Genomic DNA, 24,793 nt, shown 5'->3' with positions numbered 1-24,793 from the left:
GCCGGAGAAGCCGTCGCCACCGCTCCAGGACAGAGTCATGAGTTTGAAGCCCGAGACCGCCCCCGAAAGTCTGCTCGACGAGCTGCAGACGACGCTCGCGCACGGCACCGTCGCACGCCGCGTCGAGACGCTGCGCCGCGTGACCGACCTCTTCATCAACGGCTCGGTGAACTATTCCAACGAGCAGATCGTGCTGTTCGACGACGTTTTCCAATGCCTGCTCGAGCACATCGAGAACTCGGCCAAGGCGCTGCTCGCCGACCGCCTCGCCCCGATCGACACCGCACCGCCGCAGACCATCCGCACCCTTGCCTTCGACGACCTGATCGAGGTCGCGGGCCCCGTGCTGACGCTGTCGCCGCGGCTCGACGACGACACCCTGATCGAAACGGCGCGCAGCAAGAGCCAGGCGCATCTGCTCGCGATCTCGAACCGCAAGACGCTGAGCGGCGCCGTCACCGACGTGCTGGTGCTGCGCGGCAATGACGAGGTGATCCAGAGCGCGGTCAACAATCCCGGCGCGGAATTCACCGAGCGCGGCTTCACCCGCCTGGTCAGCCGCGCCGAGGGCGACGACAACCTGTCGACCTGCGTCGGCCTGCGCCCGAACATCCCGCGGCATCTCTATCTCAAGCTGGTCGCCAAGGCCTCGGACGCGGTCAGGCAGCGGCTCGAGGCTGCCAATCCGCAGCAGGCCAAGGAGATTCCGATCGCGGTGAAGGAAGCGACGCGACGCGCGCGCTCGGCGCCGGCGGCCGTGACGCCGGACACCACGATCGCGCATGCCTTGGTCAAGTCGCTCTACCAGGACGGCCGGCTCGACGAATTCCAGCTCGCAGCCTTCGCCGAGGCCGGCAAGTTCGACGAGACCAACGCCTCGCTCGCCGCGCTCGCCAACGTCTCGGTCAGCGTCGCCGAGAACATGATGATCGAAACCCGCGCCGAGGGCGTCATGATCCTGGCCAAGGTCTCGGGCCTGTCATGGTCGACGGTGCGGGCGATCATCAACCTGCGCGACGACATCTCGGGCGGCGAGCCGACCGATCTGCAGGCTTGCAAGGACACCTATGAGCGGCTGCGGCCGTCGACCGCACAGCAGGTGTTGCGCTTCCATCGCATGCAGCAGTCCGCGCCCGCGGCCTAGTATTTCTGCCGTAGCCCGGATGAAGCACAGCGCAATCCAGGCTACGACGTTCTCTTCCCCTTCCCCCTGAAAGGGGGAAGGTCGGGATGGGGGTGAGCCGCAGGCGACGCTGCCCTTGGAGAGAGCTGATCCCCACCCGCTTTGCTCTGACGAGCAAAGCGACCTCCCCTTTTCAAGGGGAGGTTAGGGCGCAGCCGGATTTCGCGGAACCTGTCATTGGGCGCGCGTTGGCGCGACCCGTTGGCTCCATCCGGGCTACGATTGCTCAATATCGTAGCGCCCGGTTTCCCATCAGCGCGCCGACGCTCGCGACGATCGCGGTCGCCAGCGTGTACCAGGTGGCGACGAACAGCGGCGAGTCATCCGTGCAGTGCGACGCGTAGACGGTTGCCGCGAGCCCTGCCGAGAGCAGGCCGGCTATCGCACCGGCGACCGCCGGCCGCGCAGGCGCGCCCTGCCGCAGCCCGTACAGCGCGCCGACCAGCAGCGGCAGCGACATCGCGGGGATCGCGGTCATGCAGGCCATCGAATTCTTGCCGATCAGCCGCGTCATCATCGGCGTACGCTGCGGCATCATCATCTCGCCGCTGATGGCGGCGACGAGGATGCCGGCGGGAATCAGCAGCCACCAGCCGAAGCCGCGCAGCGAAGCCTCCGGGCGCGACAGATGCAGGCTGACCGCGATCGCCGAGGCGGCAAGCGCCAGCGTCACGGCGAATTTCAGGTCGAAGAACGGATTGTGCATCGCGATCATCACGTCGGGCCGCACGCCGAGTTCGGCGAAGAAGATCAGGAGCGAGACCGGCGCCGCCGCCAGTAGTGCCAGCATCAGCGCAAGACCGATCGGACGCGCGCGATAGGCATTGTCGGCGGCCAGGGTTCGAATGAGTTGATCGGTGTCCATGCTCATCGATCCCGTAATTTCGCAGTGAGGCTCGCAAGCCCGCGATGCAGCGCGACCCGCACCGCGCCCTCGGTCATCGAGAATTTCGCCGCGGTGTCCTTGATCGAGGCGCTGTCGACCGCAATCGATTGCAGCACCTCGCGCTGCCGCGCGGGCAAAGCCTGCAACTGGGCGCTCACCTCGCCCGGCGAGGCCGTCGGTTCCGGTGTTTCCCCGGGCAGCGTCTCGGCGAAATCATCGATGTTGACGAAGATCCGCTTGCCGCGGCGGCGCAGCGCGTCGATCAGCTTGTTGCGCGCGATCGCGAACAGCCACGGCGCGAACGCCGCGCTGGTGTCCCAGGTCTGTCGCTTCAAATGTACCGCCAACAAGATGTCCTGCACGATGTCCTCGGACTGATCGACCGGTTGTCCCGCGCGCGCCAGGCCGCGGCGCGCCGCAGCACGGAGTACCGGCGTGATGGCCTTGAGCAGGCGATGGTACGCCGCATCATCGCCTGAAATGGCCGACCGCATCAGGCCGGTCCATTCATCCTCACGTTCGCGCACGCAGGCTCCTGAATTGCAATTCGGCCGATCTTTCAGTTCGTTACGCGGCATGCCAGACGATCACGAATTCGTGATCTCTATCCTCCAGCAAGACCGCGCCGAGGATCGGCCTCAAAGAATCGCTCCGGCGGGTTTCCAGACGTCACGGCTCATAACACCGATCGGTCCGACAAGCATCGGTGCTGCTGCCGTCGATGGGCCACTGGGAAGAAATTGCCCAGCTTTTGCCCCCGGATGCCCGAAGATTCCCTTTTTCTGCCCCGGTGTGGACACGCAGCGGGGTCTCTTTTCGCCCTTGGGCGGGCGACATGGGGAGATCATCAAAATGAAGATCAAAGCCAGCGGGCGCTTGGCATTGATGGTTGCGACAGGACTGACAGGGCTTCTTGTGTGTCTCGCGGCTCCGTTGCCGGCGCATGCGGCCGGATCGGACGCATCGGCATCGAAATCCGACAGCGCAACGACCGACAAGTCTGCCGAGCAGAGTTCGCGGCATGGCCGGCGCTCGGCACGCCACCGGTCCTCCAGGACCGCTGACAAGACCGCCGACAAATCCGACAGCAAGAAGGCCACCAATAACGACGCCGGCAGGGTCACCTCGGCAGGCATTCCCGCCACCGTCGCCAACGCCAATGCGGAGCTGACCTCCGGCGACGACAATGCAGCGGCGACGCCGGTGAAAGCCAATGTGTTGATTGCCGCGGCCGACAAGCCCGCAGACCAGTCCGACGGTAATGTGGTCGCATCCGACCAGCTCAACGAGGTCGACCGAGCCCTGCAGCAGGAGCAGCCGGCGGAACAGCCGCAGCCGGCCCAGCCGCAGACCGCTCAACAGGAGGCATCGCCGGCGCCGCCGCCGACGGTTGCCGTGGCTGCACCCAAGCCGGCCCCGGTTCTGGCGAGCAGCGACAGCGCGAGCTGGGACCAGACCTCGCTGATCGGGAAGATCTTCATCGGGTTCGGCGCTTTGCTCACGGTGGCCTCCGCCGCACGCATGTTCATGGCCTAGCGGAGGCACCTGCGGTGCGGCGCGGGGGGCGCCGCACCGCAGCCCAAAGCCTCGTTTCAGCCACTTGAAGCGCATCCCGTCAGCGGGCACATTGCCCGGCAAATCAGGCACGGGGTTTGCGTCCATGGCTACGTTCGAATTCATCATTGTCGAAAGCAAGGGACCGGTCGGCGTCATCACGCTGAACCGGCCGAAAATGCTGAATGCGCTCTCGTTCGGCGTATTCCGCGAGATCGCCGCGGCGGTCGACGATCTCGAGGCCGACGACAAGATCGGCTGTATCCTGATCACCGGCAGCGAGAAGGCCTTCGCGGCCGGCGCCGACATCAAGGAGATGCAGCCGAAAGGCTTCATCGACATGTTCAACAGCGATTTCACCGCCATCGGCGGCGACCGCGTCGCCCGTTGCCGCAAGCCGACCATTGCCGCGGTCGCGGGTTATGCGCTCGGCGGCGGCTGCGAGCTCGCGATGATGTGCGACATCATCATCGCCGCCGACACCGCCAAGTTCGGCCAGCCGGAAATCACCCTCGGCACCATTCCCGGCATCGGCGGCACGCAGCGCCTGACCCGTGCGATCGGCAAGTCGAAGGCGATGGACCTCTGCCTGACCGGGCGGATGATGGATGCGGCGGAAGCCGAGCGCTCGGGCCTCGTGTCGCGGATCGTGCCGGCCGACAAGCTGCTCGAGGAGGCGCTCGCGGCAGCCGAGAAGATCACCTCGATGTCGCGTCCGGCCGCCGCAATGGCCAAGGAAGCCATCAACCGCGCGTTCGAGACGCCGCTCGCGGAAGGCATGAATGTCGAGCGCAACCTGTTCCACTCGACCTTCGCGCTCGAGGATCGCTCCGAGGGCATGGCGGCGTTCATCGAGAAGCGCAAGCCGGTCAACAAGAACCGCTAAAGCATGATCCGGAAAAGTGCGAAGCGGTTTTCCGGACAAGATCATGCGCAGACAACAGGCTAAGGCGCGATGATCTCATCGCGCTTTAGCCGTTCGGCTCCGTTGCAATGCCGCGGTGACGAGCGCGCGATAGGCGCGCTCGGCGAAATGCGTCGGCTTGTCGAGACCGAGCCGCGCCAGGCATTCGCGGTCGGCGGCATCGGGCGGATGCCGCATGCCCTGCCACAGCAGGCCGGCGAGTTGCAGCGGCGTGTGCTGCGCCTGCTGCAATATCTGCAAAGCCGGAATCAGCCGCTGCTCGACATCGGTGAAGTCGCTGCCGAACGGGAATGACGGCAGCAGCCCGGCATCGCGCGCGGGCTTCAGCGCATCGCCGATGCGCTCGGGATAATTTTCGCGATGCGCCGCGGGAATCTCGTAGCTGCGCGGCAGCTTGCCGGCGTCCTTGGCCTGCCGCATCAACTCGCCCTGGAAGCGGGAGTCCGAGACCTGCAGCATCGCGGCGATCACGTCGGCATCGGATTTCCCCCTGACGTCGGCGACGCCATATTCCGTGACAAAGACATCGCGCAGATGCCGCGGGATGGTCTCATGTCCATAGGACCAGCGGATGTTCGACTGCGCTTGCTTGCCGGACTGACGGGTCGCCTCCAGCGCCAGCACAGAACGTGCGCCCTCGAGCGCGAATGCCTGCGCCACAAAATTATACTGGCCGCCGACCCCGCTCACGACCTGGCCGTTCTCGAGGCCGTCCGAGATCGCAGCGCCGAGCAGCGTCGCCATCATCGCATTGTTGACAAAGCGCGCATCGACCCGGGCGCGACGCTTGCCGTCCTCGTCGCCGAAGATCTCGTTGGTGAAGGAAACCGGCATCATCTGGATTCGCGCCAGCCGCTCCGGTGCCATCTCGCGCAGCACCCGGTAGAATGATGGCGGGCCCAGGAAGAATGCGCCGTGCAGGATCACGCCGCCGACCTCGCGCTTGAGGATGCCGGCGTCGATCAGCCCGAGGAACGCCTCGAACAGCATCTCGCTGACGCCGTAGAGCCCCTTTTCGAACGACCCAGTCTCGGCCGCGGCGAGTTGCCCGGTACCGGGCGCAAGGCGCTGCATGATGCCGTGGAATTCGGCGTTGTCGCGATGGCGGACCACGAGCCCCTGCGCCAGCGCGTCGCCGACCTGCCCGATGCCGATCTGCAACGTGCCGCCGTCGCGGACCAGACCGGCGGCATGCAAGCCGATCGCATATTTGGTGTCGCTGATCGGCTCGGATGGCGGCGCGAACAGCGGGAAATCGGTCTCTGGACTGTCGAGCACCGCGGCGAATTCATCCGCCGGCAGGTCGCCGGCGCCGGGCATGAACGGCAGCTCGGAATTGACCTGGCCGATCAGCTTGAACGACGCCCGCCCCTGCGCACGGGCGCGCAGCACGTCGAGCGTGGTGTCGGTGTTGCAGCTCAGGCTGTAGCGCGGCGCGCCGTCGACCATGCGCTTGGCAACTAGCTGAGGCACGACATTCAGTCCGCGCGACAACAAATATGACGCCGCATGGGTGTAGTTGGCGGAAATGTAGTGCTGTTGCGCGAATGGCTGGTGCAGCCACTGCCCCGCGAGGAAGAAGAACTCGATCACCTTGATGTTGGGCGGAAGTGCGCCATGATGCAGCGCATCCGCGTAGGCGAGATCCGGATAGCCGCCAAACAGGCGGTCGATCACCGGTCCGATGAAGCGCCGTTCGAGCAGGCTCTTCGGCTTCGGCTTTTCCAGCGTCAGCGCGGAGAACAGCGTCAGGTTGATGGAGCGGTCGGCCACTGCTCGCGCATACAGCGCGTTGACGATGTGGTTGGCCTTGCCGAGGCCGAGCGGCAGCCCGACCACCAGTTCGGTTCCGACGTCACGAATGATGTGCTCCGCGATCGCCTCGGGGTCGGAGAAGAATATCGGCATCAGCAATGGACCCGGACGAGACGGTGGATAACCGGCATCGTTGAATCGACGGCCGGCGGTTCAAACTTATACTTCATATGACCGATACGTGCGCCTGTGACGAACCGGCAACAGACAAGAACTGAAATGATGTGCAGATGTCGCGCGGCGGTTTGTCTGTGGCGGCACCGCCCCGTAAACAGGTAGATGTGTCGGCGGCGTCGGCGGGGGCGCACTGCCGGAGTTTTGGTTTGCGGGATCACATGGTTGAGCGTGCCGCCAGGGTTGGCGACGTAGCGAGGCGCGTGCTTTTGTCGGGCATCGGCCTTGGCGTGCTGGCATGTGCGCTGCTGACGGATACCGCGGCCCGCGCCGAGAGCCTGCCGGAAGCCTTGGTCAAGGCGTATCAGACCAATCCGCAACTCAACGCCGAGCGGGCGCGCCAGCGTGCGACCGACGAGAACGTGCCGCAGGCGCTGGCCGGTTACCGTCCCCAGATCATTGCCGGCCTGTCGGTCGGCCTGCAGGCGGTGCGCGATCAGCTGCCCGGCAATGTGATCCAGACCGCAACGCTGAAGCCGTGGCAGATCGGCGTCACGGTGACGCAGACCCTGTTCAACGGCTTCAAGACCGCCAACAGCGTCCGCGTCGCCGAGTTGCAGGTGCAGTCCGGCCGCGAGGCGCTGCGCAATGTCGGCCAGGATGTGCTGCTCGACGCCGTCACCGCCTACACCAATGTGCTGGCCAACCAGACCCTGGTCGAGGCGCAGCGCGCCAACGTCGCCTTCCTGAAGGAGACCCGGGCAATCACCGAACGGCGCCTCAATGCCGGCGACGTGACGCCGACCGATACCGCCCAGGCCGAGGCACGGCTCAACCGCGGCCTCGCCGACCTCAACGCCGCAGAGGTCAATTATGCGATCAGTCAGGCTACCTATGCGCAGGTGGTTGGCAGCGCGCCATCCCAGTTGCGTCCGGCCGAGACCATCGACCGGCTGCTGCCGCGCAGCCGCGAGGATGCGATCGCGCTCTCGCTCCGCGAGCATCCCGCCGTCACCGCGGCAGGCTTTGACGTCGACGTTGCCTCGACCTCGATCCGCGTCGCCGAGAGCAGTCTGATGCCGAATGTCTCTGTGCAGGGCAGCGTCAGCCGCAGCCGCGACACCGACACCACGCTCGGCAGCTTCGGCACCGATCAAGCCTCGGTGATCGGTCAGGTCACGCAGCCGATCTATGACGGCGGCACCGCCGCATCGCAGACCCGGCAGGCCAAGGAGGTCGCGGCGCAGAGCCGGCTGGTGCTGGATCAGGTCCGCAATCAGGCCAAGACCGCCGTGGTCAGCGCGTGGGTCGCCAATGAGGGCGCCAAGATCGCGGTGTCGGCCTCGGAGTCCGAGATGAAGGCCGCGGAAGTTGCGCTCGCCGGCGTGCAGAAGGAAGCCGCGGGCGGCCAGCGCACCACGGTAGACGTGCTCAACGCGCAGCAGGATTTGATCACCGCGCGGGCGCGGCTGATCGGTGCGCAGCGCGACCGCGTGATCGCCTCCTACACGCTGCTCAGCGCGACCGGGCGCCTCGACGTCAAGACGCTGAACCTGAAGACGCCGGACTATCTGCCCGAGGTGCATTACCATCAGGTGCGCGACGCCTGGCACGGCCTGCGCACGCCGTCGGGACAATAGGCATTACGGAACCGTTCGCACCGCGAACTTGCCCTTCCCGCCTGCTCTCTCCGCCGATAACCTCCGCCCCCGCCGGCAACCCATAATGCCGGCGCGCGTATGACGCGCATAACAGCCGAGCACGCAGGGAGACATCCAATGCTGACGCGACGCGATATGATGCTGGCTTCCATCGCAGCCGGAGTGACCATGACCAGCAGCAACGCATTTTCCAAGGCAGCGCAACCATCGACCGCGGTGAATTTCGACATGCCTGCCGGGGCGTGCGACTGCCACACCCACATCCATGGCGACCCCGAGAAATTCCCGTTCTTCGCCGGCCGCGTCTACACGCCGGAACCGGCCTCGCCGGAGGAGATGAGCGCGCTGCACAAGGCGCTCCATGTCGAGCGCGTGGTGATCGTGACGCCGAGCGTCTACGGCCCCGACAATTCGTCGACCCTGTTCGGCATCACGGCCCGTGGGCCGACCGCACGCGGCGTCGCCGTGATCGACGACAAGACCAGTGAGAGCGATCTCGATGCCATGAACAAGGCCGGCTTCCGCGGCATCCGCCTCAACCTCGCGACCGGCGGCGTCAACGATCCCAATGTCGGCCGGCAGCGCTTCTCGGCCGCGATCGAGCGGATGAAGGCGCGCGGCTGGCATGTGCAGCTGTTCACCAGCCTCGCGATGATCTCCGCAATCAAGGACCTCGTCGCCACTGCACCGGTGCCGGTCGTGTTCGACCATTTCGGCGGCGCCGAGGCCGCGCTCGGCACAGGCCAGCCGGGATTTGCCGACCTGCTCGCGCTGGTCAAGTCCGGCAAGGCCTATGTCAAGATTTCCGGCGCCTACCGCGCCTCCAAGCTTGCGCCCGATTATGCCGACGCCACGCCGCTGGCGCAGGCACTGATCGCAGCCAATGCCGAGCGCATCGTCTGGGGCACCGACTGGCCACACCCGGATTCGGTGACGCCGCAAGGCAAGAAGGTCACCGATGTGACGCCGCTGTTTCAGATCGACGACGGCCGCCTCCTCAACCAGCTTCCGGTCTGGGCGCCGGACGCCGCGGTCCGCAAGGCGATCCTGGTCGACAATCCGGCGCGGCTCTACGGCTTCACCTGAGGCTGTCTTTCGGCCGGCGCGAGAAGTAGGAGATCAGCACCGGTAGCGTGATCAGGATCACCAGCGGCGCCAGCATCATGCCGGTGACGACGACGATGGCGAGCGGCTTCTGCACCTGCGAGCCGATGCCCTCCGATACCGCCGCCGGCAACAGGCCGACGCCCGCCACCACGCAGGTCATCAGCACCGGACGCAGCTGCAGCTCGCCGGTGCGGATCACCGCGCGCATCCGGTCGTAGCCTTCGTCGATCAGCTGGTTGAACTGCGACAGGATGATGATGCCGTCCATCACCGCGATGCCGAACAGCGCGATAAAACCGATCGCCGCCGACACGCTGAACGGAATCCCCGAGATCAGAAGCCCGAGCACGCCGCCGAAGATCGCCATCGGGATCACGCTCATCGCGAGCATGGTGTCGACCATCGAGCCGAAATTGAAGAACAGCAGCACGGCGATCAGCGCGAGGCTGATCGGCACCACGATCGACAGCCGCCTGATCGCATCCTGCAGATTGCCGAACTCGCCGACCCACTCGACACGCGATCCCGGCGGCAGCTGCACCTGCTCGTCGATCTTCTGCTGCGCCTCCCGGATCGCGCTGCCGAGGTCGCGCTCGCGCACCGAGAACTTGATCGGCAAATAGCGCTCCTGCTGCTCGCGGTAGATGTAGGCCGCGCCGGAGATCAGGTTGATCGAGGCCACTTCGGAGAGCGGGATCTGCGTAATGCCGCCATTGGCGTTCGCCACCCCGATCCGCAAGTTCTGGATCGCCTCCGCGCTCTTGCGATATTCCGGCGCGAGGCGGACGATGATCGGGAAGTGCCGGTCGCTGCCGGGCTCATAGAGGTCGCCGGCGCTGTCGCCGCCAACCGCAACCCGGATCGTGGCGTTGATGTCGCCCGGTGACAGGCCATAGCGCGCGGCACGCGCGCGATCGACGTCGATCTGGATGGTCGGCTGGCCGAGCGAGGTGAACACCGCAAGGTCGGTGACACCCTGCACCGTCGACAGCACCGACTTGATCTTGTTGGCGGTGTCGGTCAGCGCCTGCAGATCATTGCCGTAGAGCTTGATCGAGTTCTCGCCCTTCACGCCGGACACCGCTTCCGACACGTTGTCCTGCAGATACTGCGAGAAATTGAACTCGACGCCCGGGAATTTCTCCTGCAACTGCGCCAGCAATTGCGCGGTCAGCACGTCCTTGTCGTGAGTATTTGGCCATTCGCTGGCCGGCTTCAGCGGCGCGAAGAATTCGGCGTTGAACAGCCCGGCCGCATCGGTGCCGTCGTCGGGACGGCCGTGCTGCGACACCACCGACACCACCTCGGGACGGCTGCGGATCAGCTTCCGCATCTCGTTGACATAGGCGTTACCTTCCTGCAGCGAGATCGTCGGCGGCAGCGTGGCGCGGATCCACAGATTGCCCTCTTCCAGCTTGGGCAGGAATTCGAGGCCGAGGAAGCGCGCGAAGATGATGGTCATGACCACGAGGCCGGCCGCGCCGGCCATCACCAGCTTGCGGTTGGCGATCGCCCAGTTCAGCACCGGCAGGTAGATCGCGTCGAGCTTCTTGACGATCCAGGTCTCGGTCTCGTGGATATGCGCCGGCAGGATGATCGCGCTGAACGCCGGAGTGACCGTGAACGTCGCCAGCAGCCCGCCGGCCAGCGCGTAAGCATAGGTGCGCGCCATCGGGCCGAAGATGTTGCCCTCGACGCCGGACAGCGTGAACAGCGGCAGGAACGCCGCGATGATGATCGCCGCGGCAAAGAAGATCGAGCGCGACACGTCGGCAGCTGCCGACAGGATCGCGTGGCTCTTCATCCCCATCACCGTGTCCTCGGAGATGTGGCTTCGCTCGTCTTCCGACAGCGCGGTGGTCTGCGACAGCCGGCGGAAGATCGCCTCCACCATGATCACGGTGGCATCGACGATCAGGCCGAAATCGATCGCACCGACCGACAGCAGATTGGCGGATTCGCCGCGCAGCACCAGGATGATCACGGCGAAGAACAGCGCGAACGGGATCGTCGCGCCGACGATCAGCGCGCTGCGGAGGTCGCCGAGGAAGATCCACTGCAACAGCACGATCAGGAGGATGCCGACCACCATGTTGTGCAGCACGGTGTGGGTGGTGAGCTCGATCAGGTCCTTGCGGTCGTAGATCCGCTCGATCTTCACGCCGGGCGGCAGGATCGAGGAATGGTTGATGTCGTGGACCAGCTGCTCGACGCGGGAGATCGTCGGCGAGCTCTGCTCGCCGCGGCGCATCAGCACGATGCCCTGCACGATGTCGTCGTCATTGTCGAGGCCGGCGATGCCGAGCCGCGGCTTCTCGCCGATCGTGACATGGGCGATGTCGCGCACCAGCACCGGATTGCCGCCGGACTGCGAGACCATGGTGTTGGCGAGGTCGTCGATCGAGCGGATCAGGCCGACGCCGCGCACCACGGCCGATTGCGAGCCGATGTTCACGGTGTTGCCGCCGACATTGATGTTGGCGTTGGACACCGCCTGCAGCACCTGCGGCAGCGTCAGGCCGTTGGCGACCAGCTTGTTGAAGTCGACCTGGATCTCGTAGGTCTTGGTCTTGCCGCCCCAGCCGGTGACGTCGATCACGCCGGGCACCGCACGAAAGCGGCGCTGCAGCACCCAGTCCTGCAGCGTCTTGAGGTCGAGCACGCTGTAGTTCGGCGGTCCCTTCAGGCGGTAGCGGAAGATTTCGCCGATCGGGCTGAGCGGCGAGATGCCGGGCAGCACGTTGCCCGGCAGCGGCGCGAGCTGCGACAGGCGGTTGAGCACCTGTTGCAGCGCCTCGTCATAAGTGTAGTCGAAGGAGAACTGCAGCTTGACGTCGGAAAGGCCGTACAGCGAGATGGTACGGATGGTCTTGAGGTTCTTGATGCCCGCGACCTGCGTTTCGATCGGGATCGTGATGTAGCGCTCGATCTCCTCGGCCGAGAGGCCCGGGCTCTGCGTCACGATGTCGACCATCGGCGGGGTCGGATCGGGATAGGCCTCGATGTTGAGCTGCTTGAACGCGAGCAGGCCGCCGATCAGGACGGCCACGAACATGGCCACCATCAAGTAGCGGCGATTGACGGCAAGGGCGACGAGGCGATCCATTCAGATCGGCGCTTTCAACTGGATGGGAATTTTCTTATTGAGCGTGATCTCCGCGCAAACGCGTTGCGCGTTTGTCGCAAGGGAAAACCGCTTCCCGCTTTTCCGGATCATGCGCTTAGGTGCCTGATGCGGCGCGGTCGATGAAGAGGCTTCCCTTCGTCACGATCTGCTCGCCCGGCCTGAGGTTGCCGGCCACCTCGACGAGGTCGCCATTGATGAGGCCGGGCTTGATCTGGCGCAGCTCGATGGTCTTGTCGTCGGCCCTCGCGACCCAGAGCCGAACCTGGTCGCCCTCGTAGATCAGCGCCTGCTTCGGCACCCCGACTGCCGGGTGATCGCCCTTCGAATACAGCGTCACATTGGCGAACATCTCGGGCTTCAGCCGCTTGTCGGCGTTGTCGATGGTGGCGCGAACCAGGAGCCGGCGCGAGGTCGCGTCGATCGCCGCGGCGACATAGTTGACCCGGGCGTTCAGCGTCTTGCCCGGCAGCGCCATCACGCTGAAGGTGAGGTCCTGGCCGACCGCGACATTGTCTGCGTCGGATTCGCGGACAAAGGCGATCAGCCAGACCGTCGATAGATCGCCGATCACGTAGACCGGGTCGCTGGCACCGGTCGAGACATACTGGCCGGGACCGGCCTTGCGCTGGACCACGGTGCCGCCGATCGGCGCGAACACCGTCGTCTCCGGATTGAGGCGGCCCTTCTGCCGCAGTGTCGTGATGTCGTCGTCGCCGAAGCCGAGAATGTGCAGCTTGTTCTGTGCCGCTTCCAAAAGCGTCTGCGCCGAGCGCGCATCGTTCTGCGCTTGCACCAGCGCCGCCTGGGCCTGCTGATAATCCTTCAGCGGGATCGCCTTGCCCTCGGACAGATCCTTGGCGCGCTTCTCCTGGATCTGCGCCAGGTCGAGCGCCGACTGCGCCTTGTTGAGGCCGGTCATCGCCGCGATGTAATCGTTCTGCGCCTGCACGGTGTCGGCCGCCTCGATCACGAACAGCGGCTGGCCCTTCACCACGGCATCGCCCGGCCGCACCATGAGGCGGGTGACGCGCCCGGTATAGGGCGAATAGACCGGGGTGGAGCGGTCCTCATCGATGCCGATCTTGCCCTCGGTCACCAGCTCGGAGCGGAAGGTGTGCTCGCTCACGGTCTGGAAGGTCAGGCTGGCCCACTCGGCCGCCGACGGCGCATAGCGCGCGCTGCCCTTGCGCGACTGGCTGGAGACTTCCGAAGATGTCTGCTTTTCCGAGCCGAAACGCGTGTAGCCATAGGCTCCCGCGCAGGCAACCGCCAGCAGCGCCGCGGCCACGACCAGGCGCGGGCGGCTAAAGCTCTGCATTCTCTTGGTAAACTCTTTCACCATGCGGTCCGCGGGGTCGATCGTTGCAGCATCCGGCGGGACGGCCCCAGCGGTGCGCTAATAGTGCTGAATTGGCGTCTCAAACAACCTAAAAATCGCCCTTCGGCGATGCCTGTCGTTAAAGTTTGCATAGCCTGAACGGCAGCTGAATGTCTCATCCGGGAAACTCCGGGGCAGGAAACTCCGGAGGGTGGCTACCGAGCGGCATGGCCGGACGGGACCAATGGGCCGGGGTCCTGGACAGCACGGCGGCATGCCGGACCGAGCTCAGCGTGCCAAAGCCGGACGGCAGCCGTTCGATGAAGGGCTGCACCGCATCCGCCGTCAGGTCCTCGGTCGCAAGGCCTCCTTCGACGCGGCCGAGATTCCACAGCCAGCGCCCGGTCTGCGCCAGCGATACCCGGACGTGCCAGCTGCCGCCTTCGCGGGCCTGACGGGCCTTCGCCATCATGGCACCGAACGCCATGAAATATCCGGTGGCGTGGTCGAGCATCTGGGCCGGCAATTCCTTCGGCCCATCCGTGCCGGCCGCCTGTCCTTCGGCGTGGTTGAAGCCGGTCGTGGTCTGCACCAGCGAGTCGAAGCCGCGGCGCCCGGCCCATGGTCCGGCATGGCCGTAGGCCGACAGCGTCACATAGACGATCCCGGGATTGATCCGCGCCGCTTCCTCCGGCGAGAAGCCGAGTCGTGCAATCGCCTGCGGACGATAGCCCTGCGAGAGAATATCGGCCTGCGCCACCAGCCCCTGCATCACACCGCGCCCCTCTTCGCTCCGCAGCTCGAGGAAGCTCGTGAGCTTGCCGCGGCCGGTGTCGATGGTGAGCCAGGGGATCGCCGGCAGATCGGGACCGGAGATCAGCAGAACGTCGGCACCATGCGCCGCGAGCGTGCGGCCGGCGACGGGACCAGCGATCACGCGCGACAGATCGAGCACACGGATGCCGGCCAGCGGCCGGTTGCCCGCGGGCCACGGCTTCGGTGCGGCCTCGCCGATCTTCTCGATCGAGATCAGCGGCAGCTTTGCCAGTTCTTTGGCATGCGGCGTCGCCGACCACTCGTCGTGCGAGCGCATCAAGGCGACGACGCCGCCGGCGGCGTAGGCCGCGGTCTCGAACGCCTCGCCGTCCCATTGCAGCAGCGCGGCCTGGACCTCGTCACGCTCGGCGTTGCAGCCGAGCACCTTGCAGACGGCGTCGCGATGATGCGGGAAATTGGTGTGCAGGCGGACGAAGCGGTTGTCTTTGACACGATAGACGCCGGCGATCTTGTCCCAGGCCGGCGGCGGCGGCTTGTCGTCGACGCGCAAATAGCGCTCGCTGCGGCATTCGACGACGGCATGGCGGATGTCGACCGCGACGTCCTGCTGCTCGCCGCTGCGGGCCTTCCAGATCTCGGCCGCGGCAAGGCCGGCTGCAGCGATCGGCGCCTGCGCTGCGGCTGCGACCCGAAACGACGACGGCAGCTGCGGCTCGCTGCCGGTCAATGTGACCGCATCGAGCGCGGCCGGCGCGCCGCCGGCGCCGGTCCAGACATCGGAAAGGATTTCACGAATGTCCTGCATGCGCATACCCGTTTGCGATTATCCTATGCCCGAGCATGATGACAAAAAGGCGGTGCCCGATCCCAACCATCATTTCCGGCCCTGCTTATATCCAGCTCTGCCCGACCCACACAGGAGTTGCAATGGCTGCCATCGATCCTCTCACCGCCGGCGGTGTCTTCCTCGCGACCGCAGCGACCGACGCGGTCTATGTCATGTTCACCTCGGCGGTCGTGGCGCGCAAGCGCGTGCCGGCGGCGACCTGGAGCAGCGTCTGGTATGTGCTGTCCTCCTATGCGGTGATCAGCTACACCGAAAACTGGCTCTACGTCGCCTTCGCCGCCCTCGGCTCGTGGGTCGGCGCCTATGCATCGATCACCTTCCTGCACCGCCCGCCGGGCGGACCGCCGGTCGGCGCCGCGGTGGAGTAGCATGCAGCGGCCGAGGAAGTCATCCGTCGTCGATGCGACGTGGGGCCCGTCCGACAGGGACCAGCTGTAAGCTACGTGTCAGCATTGGCGTGTAGGCTACACGTTCGCATTCGCGCGACATCCGTCGATGGACCGATTGGATGGACAATGCGCGTTCGCGCCGCTGGACTCAGAGAACCCATACGCCGCAGCGGATGTTGTAGCGGGGCTCGCCGTTGCAAGAGTGCATAGCAATTTGCTTCGGTGGTTATGGGTCCCGGCCTTCGCCGGGACAACGGCGAGGATGAGTCGCAATTCAAGATGTCAAACAGCGTGGTGTCATCACCAGCGCATGCGTATGCGGATGATCCAGTATTCCAGCGGCGTCAGTGCTTGAGCCGAGAGGCCGCAGCGTACTGGGATCGCCCGCATGCGCAGGCCCCCCAGGGAGAATGAGAGTCCACGGTGCTTCCCAGGCGTCGTCCCGGCGAAAGCCGGGACCCATACGCCGCGGCGGATGTTGTGGATGGCACTCGTCGTTCCAGCATCGCGTAACCATTTGCAACGGTGGTTATGGGTCCCGGCCTTCGCCGGGACGACACTCAATTTGTTGCGCGACTTGTGAGTCATACGTTTGCGTTCTCGCGACATATTTTGTCCGAGCTTTGCTCTTCTTTCCGCCCTCTCTTGAACAGAGGGCGCAGGGAAAGCCGGGTGCCGATCGCACCCATGGGCCCCGAGCAATGGGTAGAAAGCTCGGGGGTAGGACCACAGGTGTAACCGGAAACAACCCGGCTTTCCCTGCGCGATGGCTTACGGCTTATACGTGCTCTCCCCGGCGAGACTGGGCTTTGTTGTCACCGTCTTCGCAACGCGCATCGCGCAATGCGAAAAGACACCTGCCGCTAGGGCGTCAGGCCTGCACGATTTCGCCGTCCGCCTCATGCGCACTCGTCAGTTGCGCAATCAGCGTCCACCGCATCTCGACCCACGTTCGTGACGACCGCGAAGCGCCCCTCGATCGGGTGAGACGGGCATATTGAACATCTGAGTTGGGTCTGCCGTCAAGTCAAATTCCGAAAAGCCGAAGAAAATATTCGGGGATCGACGGCAGAGGATGGGATTGTTTCGTTTCGCTCGCGATAACGTGGATAGAGGATACCGTCATCCTGAGGTGCGCGCGCTTGCGCGCCTCGAAGGATGCACGGCCCCGCTGGCAGTCGCGCGGAAAAAGCCGGGCCGTCGCCCTTCGAGCGGCCGCTCCGCGGCCTCCTCAGGGTGACGGTGAGAGAGCCGTCGCACGCGGTTCAATGGAAATCGCGGGACGGCGGCAGGATGCGGACGTTGCGCGGGTGGCGAATCTTTTGCGGCGAGTTGTCGCCGTGATCGCGGCGGTCGTCGTTGAGCGGCTCGATCAGCGCGGGGCCCGCCGGCACCGGATGCTTGCGGCTCAAGGATTCATTGGCGAGGCCGATCAGATCGTGGGAGCGATCGGTCATGCGCTGCGCCACCAGATGCGTCACGCCCTCCGGGCTGCTCTGGATATAGCCCTCGACCAGGATCAGGCGCGCGCCCATCACCTCCTTGCGGTACTGCTCCATCACCTTCGGCCACACCACGATGTTGGCGATGCCGGTCTCGTCCTCCAGCGTCATGAACACGACGCCCTTGGCGCTGCCCGGCCGCTGCCGCACCAGCACGACGCCGGCACAGCGGACGCGGCGGCGGTCGTTGCTCTGGTTGATGGTGTGACAGGCGACGACGCGCTCCTTCGTGAAGGTGTCGCGCAAAAACTCCATCGGATGGCCCTTCAGCGACAGGCGAATGGTCTGATAGTCGGCGACCACCTGCTCCGGACGCGGCATCTCCGGCAGCGGCTTGGCGCCCTCATCCGGCTGCTCGCGTGCGGTGGCGGCCTCGAACAGCGGCAGCGGCACGTCGTCGGGCAGCCGCCGCACCGCCCACAGCGCCTCGCGGCGGTCGAGCCCGAGCGAGCGGAACGCATCGGCGTCAGCGAGCAGGATTAGCGCGCGCTTGGGCAGGCCGGTGTCGCGGGCGAAATCTTCCAGCGAGGTGAACGGCCGGCGGTTGCGCGCGGCGACGATGCGGTCGGCCCAGTCTGTCTCAACACCGTCATTCCGGGGATCGCGAAGCGAGAACCCGGAATCTCGAGATTCCGGGTCTGGTGCTAGCGCACTATCCCGGAATGACAGTTGAAGCTGTTTCAACCGCTCCTCGTCCTCATCCAGCCAGTGAAATCCGTCGATCTGGCGAAAGCCGAGCCGCACCGCGCAATGATCGCCGACCTTCTCCTCCAGCGTGTTCTGCGCAAAGCTGAAGGAGACATCGACCTCGCGCACCGTGACGCCGTTCTTGCGGGCGTCGCCGATGATCTGGGCCGGTGCATAGAAGCCCATCGGCTGCGAGTTGAGCAGGCCGCAGCAGAACGCATCGGGATGATGGTGCTTCAGCCATGAGGAGATGTAGACGAGCTGCGCAAAACTCGCGGCGTGGCTTTCCGGGAAGCCGTAGGAGCCGAAACCCTTGATCTGGTCGAAGCAGCTGCGGGCGAAATCCGGATCGTAGCCGCGCGCCACCATGTTGCCGACCAGCTTCTCCTCGTAGCTGCCGATGGTGCCGAGATTGCGGAAGGTCGCCATCGAGCGGCGCAGGCCATTGGCTTCCTCAGAGGTGAAATGGGCCGCCTCGATCGCGATCCGCATCGCCTGCTCCTGGAACAGCGGCACGCCGAGCGTCTTGTGCAGCACGTTGTAGAGTTCGTCCTTGTCGCCCTGGTCGGGCGCCGGCGATGGATAAGTCACCTGCTCCTGCTTGTTACGCCGCCGCAGATAAGGATGCACCATGTCGCCCTGGATCGGACCGGGGCGCACGATCGCGACCTCGATGACGAGATCGTAGAAGGTGCGCGGCTTCAGCCGCGGCAGCATGTTCATCTGGGCGCGGCTCTCGACCTGGAACACGCCGAGCGACTCGCCGCGACACAGCATGTCGTAGACTTCTTCTTCGTCCTGCGGGACCGAGGCGAGCTCCCAGCGCTTGCCCTTGTGGCCATCGATCAGGTCGAAACATTTGTGGATGCAGGTCAGCATGCCGAGCGCCAGCACATCGACCTTCATCATGCTAAGGGCGTCGACGTCGTCCTTGTCCCATTCGATGAAGGTGCGGTCGTCCATCGCGGCGTTGCCGATCGGCACATAGGTGTCGAGCCGGTCCTGGGTCAGCACATAGCCGCCAACATGCTGCGAGAGATGGCGCGGAAACTCGATCAACTCGGTGGCGAGCTCGACCGCGAGGTTGATCATCGCATTTTTGGGATCGAGCCCGGCCTGCCGCACCTGCATGTCGTTGAGGCCCTTGCCCCAGCTGCCCCACACGGTGTCGGCGAGCGCGGCGGTGACATCCTCGGTCAGCCCGAGCGCCTTGCCGACGTCACGGATCGCGCTGCGCGGCCGATAATGGATCACGGTGGCGATGATCGCGGCGCGGTGGCGGCCGTAGCGGCGGTAGACATATTGCATCACCTCCTCGCGCCGCGAATGCTCGAAATCGACGTCGATGTCGGGCGGCTCCAGCCGCTCCTTGGAGATGAAGCGCTCGAACAACAGATCGACCTTGGTCGGATCGACCGAGGTGACGCCGAGCACGAAGCAGACTGCGGAATTCGCGGCCGAGCCGCGCCCCTGGCACAGGATGTTCTGGCTGCGCGCATAGTGCACGATGTCGTGCACGGTGAGGAAGTAATGCGCGTATTTCAGCTCGGCGATCAGCGCGAGCTCCTTGTTCAGAGTGGTGCGAAGCTTTTCGTCGATCTCGCCGCCGAAATATTTGTCGACACCGGCCCAGGTCAAATCTTCCAGATGCTGCTGCGCGGTCTTGCCCGGCGGCACCGGCTCGTCGGGATACTGATATTTGAGCTGGTCGAGCGAGAAAGAGATGCGCGCAGCAAAGCGCATGGTTTCCGCGATCGCGTCCGGCAGATCGCGAAACAGCCTGATCATTTCATGCGCCGGCTTGAGATGCCGCTCGGCATTGGCCTCGAGCCTGCGGCCGACCGCCTCGATCGTGGTCTTTTCGCGGATGCAGGTCAGCACGTCCTGCAGCGGGCGGCGCGCCGGATGGTGATAGAGCACCTCGTTGGTGGCGATGAGCGGCACACCGGCGTCGGTGGCGAGGCCATGCAGCCGCGCGAGGCGGCGCCTGTCGTCGCCGCGATAGAGCAGGCTTGCGGCGAGCCAGACGCCGTCGGCGGCGCTTGCCTTCAGCTTTGCAAGCAGATCGAGCGTGCCTGCCTCCTCAAAGCGATGCGGCAGCGCCAGCACCAGGAGCTGCCCCTCGACGAAGTCGAGGAGGTCGGCGAGCTTCAGATGGCACTCGCCTTTCTCGATCCGCACGATGTCGTCGCCGCGCTTGCCGCGGGTCAGGAGCTGGCACAGCCGGCCATAGGCGGCGCGATCGCGCGGATAGACCAGGATGTCGGGCGTAGAGTCGATGAAGACGATGCGGGCGCCGATCAAAAGCTTTGGCGGATGGGCAACCTTCTCGCTGTCGAGCTCCTTCCAGGCGCGCACCACGCCGGCCAGCGTGTTGTGATCGGCGAGCCCGATCACGGGAATCCCGAGTTCGCTCGCCTGATGCACATAGGCGCGCGGATCGGAACCGCCGCGCAGGAAGGAGAAATTGCTGGTGATGCCGATCTCGGCATAATCAGGTGGAGGTGCGCTCATGCGAACAGCCCATGCACATACCAGTTGGCCGGAACGGGCTTGCCCTCCTCGTCGCGCAGCTCGCTCTCGTAGAGACCGTCGCGAAAGATCCAGAAGCGCTGGCCTTCGGCATCCTCGACGCGGAAATAATCGCGCGTCAGCGACGCGCCGTCCTGCTTCCACCATTCCATCGCGATGCGCTCGGGGCCCTCGACCCGCACCACCTCGTGCTGCGCGCGCCGCCAGGTGAATTGATGCGGCGGACCGTCGGGCACGGTCGCGAACGGCACCTTGATCGGTTCGGGCTGCTCGAATAGCCGCAAGGGACGCAGCGGTGGTTCGCTCGCAACGTGCTCCGGCCAGGCGGCGGCGCTGGCCGCGGCCAGATGATGCTGCGCCGGCAGCGCGAGCGCCGATCGTTCGGGGATGTGGCTCTCCAGCGGCAGATGCACGACGACGCGTTTTCCGCCGATGCGGGCGGCGATGCGATCGATCAGCACCGAGAGCTCGTCATTGTCGTGTATGGTGGCGTCGAGATCGCGCTGCTGCTGCACCACAATCTCGGTGCGGCCGGCGGCGAGGCGAATGAGATCGAAGCCGAAGCCGGGATCGAGCGGATCGTTCAGCGCATCGAGCCGCTCGCGGAACAGGCGATCGATCATCTCGGGCCGCGTCACCGGACGCCCGGTCTCGACCATGATCGCCGCGACCTTGCCGTCGGTGCGGAAGAAGCTCGCCTCCAGCTGCCGGGCGCCCTTGCCCTGCTTGTCCATCGCCGCAACCAGCATCTTGGCGAGGCTTGAGAGCGTCAGCGCGATCACGGTGTCGGTCGCGATCGGCTCGGGGAAACGCTTCTCGACGATGTAATCGGGCAGCGGCTTGCGCGGGCTGATCGGGGCATCGCCCTGCCCGAGCGCGTGGCCGAGCAAGGTGGTGAAGGCCGCACCGAACCGCGCCGAGATTTCATGCGGCGCGCGCGAGGCAACATCGCCGATGGTCTTCAAGCCGGCGCGGCGCAGGCCGGTGGTGACAGCGGCATCGGCACCGAGCGCCGACACCGGCAGCGGGCCGACCGCCGCCGCTTCCTCGCCATCGGCGACAATCCTGCCCGAGGCGGTGCGCGTCAGCGTACGCGCCGCGATCGAGGTGCCGGCAATCGCCGCGCTGACGGCAAAGCCGCGCCGGCTCAGTGCCCCCGTCACGGTCTGCAGCAGCACGCGCTCGCCGCCGAACAGATGCGCGCAGCCGGTGATGTCGAGAAACAGACCGTAAGGCAGATCGAGCGCGACCAGCGGCGTGAAGCGGTCGCACCAGTCGGCGATGTCGTTCAGCGTCTTCAGATCGGCGGCGGGATCGGCATCATAGACCGTGAGCTCCGGACAGATCGCCCGCGCATTGGCGAGCGGCAGCCCGATCGACAGCCCGGCCCGCACCGCGGCCTCGTCGACGGCATGCAGCAGGATGGCGTTGTGGTCTTTTGCGACGACGACGCTGGGGAGTTCTTGCGCCGTTGTCGTTTGTGAAAAAAGTCGATGGTCTTTCTTCGCCTCTCCCGCTTGCGGGGGAGGCCGGATCGCATCGTGAGATGCGATCCGGGTGGGGGCTCTCTCCTCAGCGGGACTCGTGGCGAGACCCCCACCCCAGCCCTCCCCCGCAAGCGGGAGAGGGAGTCCTACCACCGCCCGTGTGTCGGTTGGCACAACGGCATGTGCATCAGCTTGCGAGGCGATGTCCTGCGCGAGCTTGCGCTTGATGCGGTCGATGGGCAGGCGTGGCAGCCACAGGCTGAGGATACGCCGACGGTTCACTGAATTGGCACTCATCACATTTCCATTCCATGATCCATCGCCCGACCGGGCCATGACGATTGCGCACGAGTTCGGCCTCGAAGCGCGGCGCGCCCCACACGCTCGCGGCATTGCCCGGCGGCGAATGCGCCGCGCGCACGATCCAGCGCGTCTCCGCGGTCGAGGGGATCGGGGTTGCCGCGATCCGCAGCACCAGCGCGGTGACGCCGGAGGCCTGCGCGGCCAAGGTCAATTTGCGGCTGGCGACGAGATCGAGCTGGCGCGCCTGGCCCCAGACCTCGAGCACGACCGCGCCGAGCGCATCGCAGGCGAGCGCGTCGGCCGCGGTGCGCAGGCCGCTGTCGACATCGGCGGCGCGCACCGTGACCAAGAGGCGCGGATCGAGGCCGAGTTCGGCAAGCCCGCGCATCGACAGCGCGCCGTTTTCGCGATCGGAAAAATCCTGCCGCACCCAGACCAGCGGCTTGCGTGCCGACAGCCGTCCGGCGAGCCCCGCGATGAAGCCGGTCGCCGCGCCGCCCTGATAGCCGGCCGCGAACACCTCGTGCAATGCCGCCGGCGCAAGCCCGCCGCGCAGCATCGCATCCGCGCCGGCATGGCCGAGCGCGACGCGGTTCGGCATCGCCGCATCCGATGGCGTCTCGATGCGCGCGATGCTGCCGCGCAGAGACGCAAGCGTACCCATGCGTGCGGCGGCGCATGATCCGCCAAAGTGTGAGCGGTTTGGCGACAAGATCATGCGCCTTTCTTAAAAAAGAGGAGCGCGATCGGACGCAAAACCGGCGACCACTTTTGCTGATCGCGCTCCGGCATATGCGCCGCTCCTTCAACTTGAAAATTTGAGGTCGTCACTGGTCTGAACAGAGAACCAGGGACTGGCTCATTTGTTCATGATATGTTCTAATATAAAGCTAACAGGGCCCGCGGAGTCAATCGGATTGGTGAGCTCATCGATTCATGAGTGGAATCAATGGGATTCAGCAGCCGCCGAACCGGACGGGCCCTGATCTTCCGCAAGTCAGGCACGCAGGCCGCGAAAATGGCGGCGTGACGGAAACGGAGCAATCGCATGCGCATCATCGTGCTCGACAACGACACCGATTTCGAGGGCTGGCGCAAGGCCGCGCGGCGATTGGCGCTGAACGATGTGAAGCCCGCGGAGATCACATGGACCGTACGCAGCGACGACGAATTGTCGTCGGCGTCCTGCGTGAATGACTTGCCGGATACGCCGCAGGCGCGGTTCAATGTGTCGGCCAAATTCGTCGAGCTCGCAAAGGCCGCGATCCTGCATCGCAGTGACGAACGCTTTGCCCTGCTCTATCGCCTGCTGTGGCGGCTGCGCAGCCATCACGATCTGCTCAGTGCGACCGATGATCCCGATGTCGCCGAGGTCCACGCGATGGCGCGCGCGGTCTATGTCGATATCGACAGAATGCATGCGCATCTGCGCTTCCGCGAGATCGGCCGCGAGCGGACGGCGCATTACGTCGCCTGGTTCGAGCCGGAGCATCGCATCGTCGAGCTTGCCGCGCCGTTCTTCGCCGGCCGCTTCGCCGACATGCCGTGGTCGATCCTGACCCCCGACGTCTGCGCACATTGGGACGGGCACGCGATCTCGATCACGCCGGGCGTCGCCAAATCCGAAGTGCCGACCGAGGACCGGCTCGAGGAGGCCTGGCGGCGTCACGACAACGGCCACTTCAATCCCGCACGGCTGAAAGTGATGGAGATGCCACAGGCCTATTGGAGGAACCTGCCCGAGGACTCGATCATTAAACCCCTGATCGAAGACGCAATGCGCATGACCAGCGGCCCCTTCATCGCACGCAAGGCCGCCGAGCCGCAGGAGCGGCAGGATACGCCGATGCCCCGCAAGGAAGTTCAAGGCAAGCAAGTTCAAGACAGGCAAGCTCACGACACGATCGCGGCCTTGCGCGACGAGGCCGCCGATTGCCGCGCCTGCCCGCTATGGAAAGACGCAACCCAGACCGTGTTCGGCGAGGGACCGCAGAGCGCAACGCTGATGCTGGTCGGCGAGCAGCCCGGCGACAAGGAAGATCTCGCAGGCCACCCCTTCGTCGGACCGGCCGGCCAGATGCTCGATCGCGCGCTGCAGGAAGCCGGCATCGATCGTCGCAAGGTCTATGTCACCAACGCAGTGAAGCACTTCAAATTCGTGCCGCGCGGCAAGATCCGGCTGCACCAGAAGCCGAGCACACCGGAGATCCGCGCCTGCCGCCAGTGGTACGAGCGCGAGCTCGCCACCATCAAGCCGGACCTCGTGATGGCGCTCGGCGCCACCGCCGCGCAGAGCGTGCTCGGCAAGATCACGCCGATCAACAAGAACCGCGGTCATCTGATCGACCACGACGGAACCAAGGTGCTCGTCACCGTGCACCCATCCTATCTGTTGCGGCTGCCGGATGAAAAAGCCAAGGCGCTGGAATATCAGCGCTTTATCGACGACCTGAAAATCGTCGCACATCAGTTGCGCAGATCAGTCGATGCAGCTTGAGTTCCGTAAAACCAGCGGAACCGGAGGAACCACATCGCAACGAGAAATTGTTCTAAACGCAGACAAATACCTACAACCTTTA

At 65.4% G+C, this 24,793-nt stretch carries 15 protein-coding genes and 1 pseudogene; 7 read left to right on the top strand and 9 right to left on the bottom strand.

Annotation, left to right across the window (positions count from 1 at the left end):
• Positions 1-37: 37 nt before the first annotated feature.
• Entirely contained in the window at positions 38-1,144 is a 1,107-nt protein-coding gene (locus J6525_RS02385) for a DUF2336 domain-containing protein (RefSeq protein ID WP_028331661.1), read from the top strand.
• Between the two features lie 265 nt (positions 1,145-1,409).
• On the opposite strand, the gene J6525_RS02380 is transcribed toward J6525_RS02385, so the two are convergent.
• Both J6525_RS02380 and J6525_RS02375 read right to left on the bottom strand, forming a co-directional pair.
• Positions 1,410-2,048 (bottom strand): NrsF family protein, encoded by a 639-nt coding sequence (locus J6525_RS02380; RefSeq protein WP_076833110.1) that lies wholly within the window; start codon positions 2,046-2,048, stop codon positions 1,410-1,412.
• A 2-nt stretch (positions 2,049-2,050) separates the two neighbouring features.
• Entirely contained in the window at positions 2,051-2,596 is a 546-nt protein-coding gene (locus J6525_RS02375; protein ID WP_076833573.1) for a sigma-70 family RNA polymerase sigma factor, read from the bottom strand.
• Positions 2,597-2,645: 49 nt separating this feature from the next.
• On the opposite strand from J6525_RS02375, the gene J6525_RS02370 reads away from it, so the two are divergent.
• Both J6525_RS02370 and J6525_RS02365 read left to right on the top strand, forming a co-directional pair.
• Positions 2,646-3,605 carry a hypothetical protein gene (locus J6525_RS02370; RefSeq protein ID WP_225641783.1) on the top strand — a complete coding sequence of 320 codons (960 nt, stop codon included), beginning with the start codon at positions 2,646-2,648 and terminating at the stop codon, positions 3,603-3,605.
• Between the two features lie 124 nt (positions 3,606-3,729).
• Positions 3,730-4,509, top strand: coding sequence for an enoyl-CoA hydratase (locus J6525_RS02365; protein WP_225641781.1), 780 nt, complete (start codon positions 3,730-3,732; stop codon positions 4,507-4,509).
• 75 nt (positions 4,510-4,584) lie between these two features.
• On the opposite strand, the gene J6525_RS02360 is transcribed toward J6525_RS02365, so the two are convergent.
• Positions 4,585-6,456 carry an acetyl-CoA hydrolase/transferase C-terminal domain-containing protein gene (locus J6525_RS02360; protein WP_225641779.1) on the bottom strand — a complete coding sequence of 624 codons (1,872 nt, stop codon included), beginning with the start codon at positions 6,454-6,456 and terminating at the stop codon, positions 4,585-4,587.
• Positions 6,457-6,698: 242 nt separating this feature from the next.
• Between J6525_RS02360 and J6525_RS02355 the strand changes: the two genes are divergently transcribed.
• Both J6525_RS02355 and J6525_RS02350 read left to right on the top strand, forming a co-directional pair.
• Positions 6,699-8,117 (top strand): TolC family outer membrane protein, encoded by a 1,419-nt coding sequence (locus J6525_RS02355; protein WP_225641776.1) that lies wholly within the window; start codon positions 6,699-6,701, stop codon positions 8,115-8,117.
• Between the two features lie 138 nt (positions 8,118-8,255).
• A complete protein-coding gene (locus J6525_RS02350; protein WP_076833103.1) occupies positions 8,256-9,224 on the top strand; it encodes an amidohydrolase family protein in 969 nt (322 codons plus the stop codon).
• Here J6525_RS02350 and J6525_RS02345 read toward each other — a convergent pair.
• From J6525_RS02345 to J6525_RS02335, 3 genes are all read right to left on the bottom strand, one after another.
• A complete protein-coding gene (locus tag J6525_RS02345) occupies positions 9,217-12,351 on the bottom strand; it encodes an efflux RND transporter permease subunit (RefSeq protein WP_225641774.1) in 3,135 nt (1,044 codons plus the stop codon). The genes J6525_RS02350 and J6525_RS02345 overlap by 8 nt on opposite strands.
• 115 nt (positions 12,352-12,466) lie before the next feature.
• Positions 12,467-13,714 (bottom strand): efflux RND transporter periplasmic adaptor subunit, encoded by a 1,248-nt coding sequence (locus J6525_RS02340; protein WP_225641773.1) that lies wholly within the window; start codon positions 13,712-13,714, stop codon positions 12,467-12,469.
• A 151-nt stretch (positions 13,715-13,865) separates the two neighbouring features.
• Positions 13,866-15,272 (bottom strand): CoA transferase, encoded by a 1,407-nt coding sequence (locus J6525_RS02335; protein ID WP_225641771.1) that lies wholly within the window; start codon positions 15,270-15,272, stop codon positions 13,866-13,868.
• Between the two features lie 122 nt (positions 15,273-15,394).
• On the opposite strand from J6525_RS02335, the gene J6525_RS02330 reads away from it, so the two are divergent.
• Positions 15,395-15,682 carry a hypothetical protein gene (locus tag J6525_RS02330; protein WP_028345379.1) on the top strand — a complete coding sequence of 96 codons (288 nt, stop codon included), beginning with the start codon at positions 15,395-15,397 and terminating at the stop codon, positions 15,680-15,682.
• A gap of 1,286 nt (positions 15,683-16,968) precedes the next feature.
• Here J6525_RS02330 and J6525_RS02325 read toward each other — a convergent pair.
• The 3 genes and pseudogenes from J6525_RS02325 to J6525_RS02315 all read right to left on the bottom strand — a co-directional run bounded on the left by J6525_RS02325 (position 16,969) and on the right by J6525_RS02315 (position 22,878).
• A complete protein-coding gene (locus J6525_RS02325; protein WP_225641769.1) occupies positions 16,969-20,406 on the bottom strand; it encodes an error-prone DNA polymerase in 3,438 nt (1,145 codons plus the stop codon).
• Positions 20,403-21,881, bottom strand: a pseudogene (locus J6525_RS02320) (Y-family DNA polymerase); the annotation flags it as partial. The pseudogene J6525_RS02320 and the gene J6525_RS02325, both read right to left, overlap by 4 nt.
• Positions 21,882-22,098: 217 nt before the next feature.
• Complete coding sequence (locus tag J6525_RS02315) at positions 22,099-22,878, bottom strand: ImuA family protein (RefSeq protein ID WP_225641767.1); 780 nt, start codon at positions 22,876-22,878, stop codon at positions 22,099-22,101.
• 384 nt (positions 22,879-23,262) lie between these two features.
• Here J6525_RS02315 and J6525_RS02310 point away from each other — a divergent pair, with 384 nt between their 5' ends.
• Positions 23,263-24,711, top strand: coding sequence for a UdgX family uracil-DNA binding protein (locus tag J6525_RS02310; protein ID WP_225641765.1), 1,449 nt, complete (start codon positions 23,263-23,265; stop codon positions 24,709-24,711).
• Positions 24,712-24,793: the final 82 nt, after the last annotated feature.

This window comes from Bradyrhizobium australafricanum (assembly GCF_020329495.1).
GTDB lineage: Bacteria > Pseudomonadota > Alphaproteobacteria > Rhizobiales > Xanthobacteraceae > Bradyrhizobium > Bradyrhizobium australafricanum.
The sequence above is the reverse complement of the archived record's forward strand: the minus strand, read 5'-3'. Positions and strand labels throughout refer to the sequence as shown.

Coding starts and splice junctions, on each gene's coding strand:
- J6525_RS02365 (WP_225641781.1), top strand. CDS start 3,730: ATGGCTACGTTCGAATTCATCATTGTCGAAAGCAAGGGACCGGTCGGC.
- J6525_RS02345 (WP_225641774.1), bottom strand. CDS start 12,351: ATGGATCGCCTCGTCGCCCTTGCCGTCAATCGCCGCTACTTGATGGTG.
- J6525_RS02385 (WP_028331661.1), top strand. CDS start 38: ATGAGTTTGAAGCCCGAGACCGCCCCCGAAAGTCTGCTCGACGAGCTG.
- J6525_RS02360 (WP_225641779.1), bottom strand. CDS start 6,456: ATGCCGATATTCTTCTCCGACCCCGAGGCGATCGCGGAGCACATCATT.
- J6525_RS02350 (WP_076833103.1), top strand. CDS start 8,256: ATGCTGACGCGACGCGATATGATGCTGGCTTCCATCGCAGCCGGAGTG.
- J6525_RS02330 (WP_028345379.1), top strand. CDS start 15,395: ATGGCTGCCATCGATCCTCTCACCGCCGGCGGTGTCTTCCTCGCGACC.
- J6525_RS02380 (WP_076833110.1), bottom strand. CDS start 2,048: ATGGACACCGATCAACTCATTCGAACCCTGGCCGCCGACAATGCCTAT.
- J6525_RS02335 (WP_225641771.1), bottom strand. CDS start 15,272: ATGCAGGACATTCGTGAAATCCTTTCCGATGTCTGGACCGGCGCCGGC.
- J6525_RS02340 (WP_225641773.1), bottom strand. CDS start 13,714: ATGGTGAAAGAGTTTACCAAGAGAATGCAGAGCTTTAGCCGCCCGCGC.
- J6525_RS02370 (WP_225641783.1), top strand. CDS start 2,646: ATGCCAGACGATCACGAATTCGTGATCTCTATCCTCCAGCAAGACCGC.
- J6525_RS02315 (WP_225641767.1), bottom strand. CDS start 22,878: ATGGGTACGCTTGCGTCTCTGCGCGGCAGCATCGCGCGCATCGAGACG.
- J6525_RS02310 (WP_225641765.1), top strand. CDS start 23,263: ATGCGCATCATCGTGCTCGACAACGACACCGATTTCGAGGGCTGGCGC.
- J6525_RS02325 (WP_225641769.1), bottom strand. CDS start 20,406: ATGAGCGCACCTCCACCTGATTATGCCGAGATCGGCATCACCAGCAAT.
- J6525_RS02355 (WP_225641776.1), top strand. CDS start 6,699: ATGGTTGAGCGTGCCGCCAGGGTTGGCGACGTAGCGAGGCGCGTGCTT.